The following is a 5,309-nucleotide window of genomic DNA, read 5'->3' as shown; positions in this document are numbered from 1 at the left end:
ATTGGCCGCGGTGCAGATCGACTCCGCGGTCGAGGCGCGGGCGGCGACGTCGCGCGCCTGGTCGAGGTCGAGGCCCAGCAGCGCCGCCATGGCACCGACGCCGACCGGCACCGCCTTCTGCATCGACCGGCCGCGCAGGCGCAGCAGCCGGGCCGCGTCGGCGACGCTGATCGCGCCCGCCGCCGCCAGGGCCGAGTACTCGCCGAGGCTGTGGCCGGCGACGAAGCCGGCGAAGTCGGCCAGCGGCTTGCCGGACCGCTCCGTCACCGTCCGCGCCGCGGCGACCGCGGCCGCCATCAGCGCCGGCTGGGCGTTCTCGGTCAGCGTCAGCGTCTCGATATCGCCGCCGAACATCAGCTCGGACAGCTTCTGGCCCAGGGCCGCGTCGACCTCGGCAAAGACCTCTCGCGCGGCCGCCGACCCTTCGGCCAGCGCCCTGCCCATGCCGACAGCCTGGCTGCCCTGTCCCGGAAACACGAAAGCGCGCGCCATGGCGATCCCCCGCATGCAATAAGGGCGCTGGTCTTAGAGCCTCGCCACTGCAAGTCAAGCCTGATCAGCGATACAGGGTCCCGATCGCGCTTGATCTTCGGGCGTTCCTGAGTATAGTGCGCGCCTTCGTCGATGCTCCTTGCCGGCCGCACGGCATAGCGGTCGGCTTTGGCATGGGCGGCTGGTGGTCCGCCGCACAGCGCCATGCCGGGAACAGCCATAAGGAGTCACCATGCCACTTTACGAGAGCGTGTACATCGCGCGGCAGGACGTGTCCGCTGCGCAGGTGGAGGCCCTGACCGAGGGTTTCTCCGCCATCATCTCCGAGAACGGCGGCAAGATCACCAAGACCGAGTACTGGGGTCTGAAGAGCTTCGCCTACCGGATCAAGAAGAACCGCAAGGGCCACTACGTCCTGCTGAACATCGACGCTCCGGCCGCCGCCGTGGCCGAGATGGAGCGCCTGATGGGCATCAACGAGGACGTGCTGCGCACCCTGACCCTGCGCGTCGACACCCTCGAGGAGGGTCCGTCGGTGATGATGCAGAGCCGGGCCGGCCGTGACCGCGACGGTCGCGATCGGGACGGCCGGGGCGACCGTGATGGCCGCGGCGATCGTGACCGTGGCGAGCGCCGGGACCGTGGCTTCGGCCGCGACCAGGCCGAAGGTGAAGGAGCCCAGGCATGAGCGCGATGGGTGCACGCCGTCCGTTCTTCCGCCGCCGGAAGACCTGCCCGTTCTCCGGCGCCAACGCGCCGAAGATCGACTACAAGGACACCAAGCTGCTGGGCCGGTTCATCTCCGAGCGCGGCAAGATCGTCCCGAGCCGCATCACCGCGGTCTCGGCCAAGAAGCAGCGTGAGCTGGCCCGCGCCATCAAGCGCGCGCGCTTCCTCGGCCTCCTGCCCTACATCGTGAAGTAAGGGAGAGGGTCCGATGGAAATCATCCTGCTGGAGCGGGTCGAGAAGCTCGGCCAGATCGGCGACGTGGTGAAGGTGAAGCCCGGCTTCGCCCGCAACTACCTCCTGCCGCAGAAGAAGGCGCTGCGCGCGACCAAGGCCAACCTGGCCGTGTTCGAGAAGCAGCGGGCGCAGATCGAGGCCAACAACCTCAAGGCGAAGGGCGAGGCCGAGCAGGTCGCGGGCCGGATGGACGACGTTCACATCGTCGTCATCCGCCAGGCCGGCGACACCGGCCAGCTCTACGGCTCGGTGTCGGCTCGTGACATCGCCGAGGCCCTGACCGAGGCCGGCTACACCGTCTCGCGCGGCCAGGTCGCGATCGAGCAGCCGATCAAGACCCTGGGCCTGGAGAAGGTCCGGATCCGGCTGCACCCCGAGGTCAGCGTCGTGGTGACCGTGAACGTCGCCCGCTCGGCCGAAGAGGCCGAGATGCAGCGCGAGCGCGGCGGCATGGTCGTCGCCTCGGTCCTCGAGGAAGAGGAAGCGGCGGCCGAGGCGGCTGCTGCGGCCGCCCTGGCCGAGGCCGAGGTCGAGTCCGAGAGCACGGAAGGCGAGCCGGCGTAACCAGCCGATATTGTCCTGTATCGAGGGAGGCGCGGATCTTCGGGTCCGCGCCTTTTTCTTAGAGGCGATCGCATTCGCAGGCCGCGGACGCAACCTGAACTGGACGTTGCAAACTCTTAACGTGATCCGGGGGCCCAGCAGGATTAGCGTCCGGCCAATCCGGTCCAATCGAGTTCCCGTCCATGTCCACGGCACAGCCGCAGGCGGTTTCCCTTCCGACTGTCGACGCGGCCGGCGTCGCCGGCGCCGTGACCCTTCGGCCCATGCATCAGCGCCTGAAGCCGGCCCTCCTCACCATCATCACCCTGCTGCTGTTCGCGGGCGCCGCCTACGCGATCCGGCAGGAGCTGGCGGCGATGAGCTGGCACGACCTGATCGCGCGCATCCGCGCGCTGCCCTGGACCTCGGTCGGGCTGGCCCTCTTGGGCACGATCGGCAGCTTCGTTGCCCTGATGGGCTATGACTGGTCGGCATTGCGCTATGTCGGTGCCCGGGTACCGCTGCGGACCATGGCCCTGGCCAGCTTCTGCGGCTATGCCGTCGGCAACACCATTGGCGGCCTGGTCACCGCCAGCTCGGTGCGCTACCGCGTCTACACCGCCACCGGGCTGGAATTCGGCGACATCGCCAAGGTCGCCGGCTTCTGTGCCCTCGCCTTCGGCTTCGGCATCGTCACCGTCGGCGCCGGCGCCGTGCTGCTGCAGCCGCATCTGCTGACCCGCGCGCTCCGCGTCCACAGCCTCTGGACCAACGCGGGTGCCACCGCGATCCTGGCCGGCGCGGCCTTGTTCCTGCTGCTCTGCGCCCGCCGCCGGCCCGGCCAGCCCTTCCTGGGGCGAATCCCGCTGCCCAGCTTCGGCATCGCCGCCGGCCAGTTGGTGATCTCGACGGTCGAGCTGCTGTTCGCCGGCTTCGCCTTCTGGGTGCTGCTGCCGCATGGCAGCGTGCCGTTCAGCGCCTTCTTCGTCGTCTTCGTCGTGGCCACCGTGGCCGGCATCATCAGCCATGTGCCGGGCGGCGTCGGCGTGTTCGAATCGGTTATGCTGCTCGGCCTCGGCCCGGTGCTGCCGCCGCAGGCCATCGCCGCGGCGCTGGTCGTCTACCGCGCGGTCTACTTCCTGATCCCGGTGATCCTGGCCGTCAGCATCCTCGCCAGCGCCGAGACCGCGCGCGGGCTGCGCCGCCTGCAGAACCACGCCCCGACCCGGCTGACCCTCGACGTTGCCGGCCGGCTGATGCCGTCGGTGATGGCGGCGCTGATCTTCGTCGTCGGCACGCTGCTGCTGGTGTCGGCCGCGACCCCGACGCTGAAGAGCCGCTTCGAGATCCTGGAGAACCTGCCGGTCGCGGTGGTCGAGCTGTCGCACATCCTCGCGGCCATGACCGGGCTGGCGCTGCTGGTCGTCGCCTGGGGCCTGTTCCGGCGGCTGATCGCCGCCTACTGGCTGACCCTGCTGCTGCTGGCCGTCAGCGCCGTGCTGGCGCTGGGCAAGGGCTTCGCCTGGCGCGAGGCGCTGCTGCTGCTGCTGTGCCTGGTCATCATGCTGCCCTGCCGGGAGGAGTTCTGGCGCCGCTCGGCCCTGTTCGACCAGCCGATGACGCCGGGCTGGCTGATTGCGCTCGGCAGCGTCGTCGGCGGCATGGCCTGGCTGACCTTCTTCTCCTTCCGCCACGTCGCCTACGCCAACGACCTGTGGTGGACCTTCGAGATCCATGACGAAGCGTCGCGGGCGCTGCGCGCGATGGTGGCGGTCAGCCTGCTGGCCTCGCTCTACGGCCTGTGGCATCTGGTCCGGGCCCAGCGTGGCAGGATGGCGGCGCCGACCGCCGCCGAGATCCATCAGGCCGAGCAGATCCTGCGGCAGCAGCCCCGCGCCGAGGCCAACCTGGTGCGCATGGGCGACAAGGCCCTGCTGTTCTCCGACAGCGGTCGCGCCTTCCTGATGTACGCCATCCAGGGCCGTACCTGGGCCGCGCTGGGCGACCCGGTCGGCGCCCGCGAGGACTGGCCGGAGCTGATCTGGCGCTTCCGCGAGATGACCGAGGCCACCAGCGGCCGCCCGGCCTATTACGGCGTCCGGGCCGAGACCCTGCCGCTGTATCTCGACACCGGCATGACCCTGTCGAAGCTGGGCGAAGAGGCGCGGGTGCCGCTGCGCAGCTTCACGCTGGAGGGTGGCAGCCGCAAGAAGGCGCTGCGCTATGCCCTGTCCCGCGGCGAGAAGGACGGGCTGACCTTCGAGATCGTGCCGGCGGGCACCGGCACGGGCCTCATCGGCGAGCTCGCCGCCGTCTCCGACGACTGGCTGCACAAGCAGGCGGCGAAGGAAAAGCGGTTCTCGCTCGGCGCCTTCATCCCCGGCTATGTCCACGGCTCGCCCACCGCCCTGGTGCGGGAGAATGGCCGGCTGGTCGCCTTCGCCACGTTGATGGTGACGGAGCAGAAGGACGAGGTCGCCATCGACCTGATGCGGCACACCGAGGCGAACTCCAAGCTGGTGATGGAGTATCTGATCACCAAGCTGATCGTGCACTTCAAGGAGCAGGGCTACGAGGCGCTGAGCCTCGGCATGGCGCCGCTGTCGGGGCTGGAGAGCCACCCGCTGGCACCGCTCTGGCACCGGATCGGCCGGTTCGTCTATCGCAGCGGCGCCCGCTTCTACAATTTCGAGGGGCTGCGCGCCTTCAAGCAGAAATTCGACCCGGTTTGGGAGCCGCGCTACCTGGCGACGCCGAGCGGCCTGGCCCCCGCCCTGGCCATCTCCGACATCGCGGCGCTGATCGGCGGCGGGATCAAGGGGCTGGTGGCGCGATGAAGCGGACATCCTGGCTGGTCGCCGCCGGTCTGGCGGTGACGGCCGGCGTCGCCCTGGCCGCGGCGGCCTGGCTGATCCCGGACCAGCGCGCCTCCGCCGCGCCGCCCCGCGACTATGATGGCGGCACCCTCGGCTCGGTCCGGCTGTGGCAGCCGGAGGGACAGCCGAACTCCATGGTCTTCCTGCTGTCTGACGACACCGGCTGGACCCCGGAGTTCGATACGGCGGCCCGAACGCTGCAGGGTAACGGCGCCTTCGTCGTCGGCGTCGACCTGAAGAGCTATCTCGACGGGCTGGATCGCGGCGACGACCAGGACTGCCATTCTCCGGCCGGCGATTTCGAGGATCTCAGCCAGAGGCTCGAGCGCGAGTACAAATTCGCCGCCTATCATGCCCCGATCGTTGTGGGCCGGGGCCAGGGCGCGACCGTGGCGTACGGCGCGGTGGCCCAGGCGGCAGCCAAGACCACGATC

At 69.7% G+C, this 5,309-nt stretch carries 5 protein-coding genes and 1 pseudogene; 5 read left to right on the top strand and 1 reads right to left on the bottom strand.

Translation table 11 applies throughout. The features are described from left to right. Nucleotides 1-492: ACP S-malonyltransferase (locus P409_RS25725; protein WP_034845153.1), on the bottom strand; the 492-nt coding region annotated here is incomplete at its 3' end. Between the two features lie 232 nt (nt 493-724). On the opposite strand from P409_RS25725, the gene rpsF reads away from it, so the two are divergent. The 5 genes and pseudogenes from rpsF to P409_RS25700 form a co-directional block, all read left to right on the top strand. Next, nucleotides 725-1,180: a 30S ribosomal protein S6 gene (rpsF, locus tag P409_RS25720; RefSeq protein WP_034845151.1), complete on the top strand. Its 456-nt coding sequence runs from the start codon at nt 725-727 to the stop codon at nt 1,178-1,180. Between the two features lie 5 nt (nt 1,181-1,185). After that, nucleotides 1,186-1,416, top strand: coding sequence for a 30S ribosomal protein S18 (rpsR, locus tag P409_RS25715; RefSeq protein ID WP_306770208.1), 231 nt, complete (start codon nt 1,186-1,188; stop codon nt 1,414-1,416). 13 nt (nt 1,417-1,429) lie between these two features. Then, nucleotides 1,430-2,020, top strand: a complete 591-nt coding sequence (rplI, locus tag P409_RS25710) for a 50S ribosomal protein L9 (protein ID WP_034845147.1) — start codon at nt 1,430-1,432, stop codon at nt 2,018-2,020. Nucleotides 2,021-2,283: 263 nt separating this feature from the next. After that, on the top strand, nt 2,284-4,836 hold the full coding sequence (gene mprF, locus P409_RS25705; RefSeq protein ID WP_161790474.1) for a bifunctional lysylphosphatidylglycerol flippase/synthetase MprF: 2,553 nt from the start codon (nt 2,284-2,286) through the stop codon (nt 4,834-4,836). Next, nucleotides 4,833-5,309: pseudogene (locus P409_RS25700) on the top strand (hypothetical protein); the annotation flags it as partial. The gene mprF and the pseudogene P409_RS25700, both read left to right, overlap by 4 nt.

The sequence above is a fragment of the Inquilinus limosus MP06 genome, assembly GCF_000767795.1.
Taxonomy (GTDB): domain Bacteria; phylum Pseudomonadota; class Alphaproteobacteria; order DSM-16000; family Inquilinaceae; genus Inquilinus; species Inquilinus limosus_E.
This window is presented reverse-complemented; position numbering and strand designations above follow the sequence as displayed.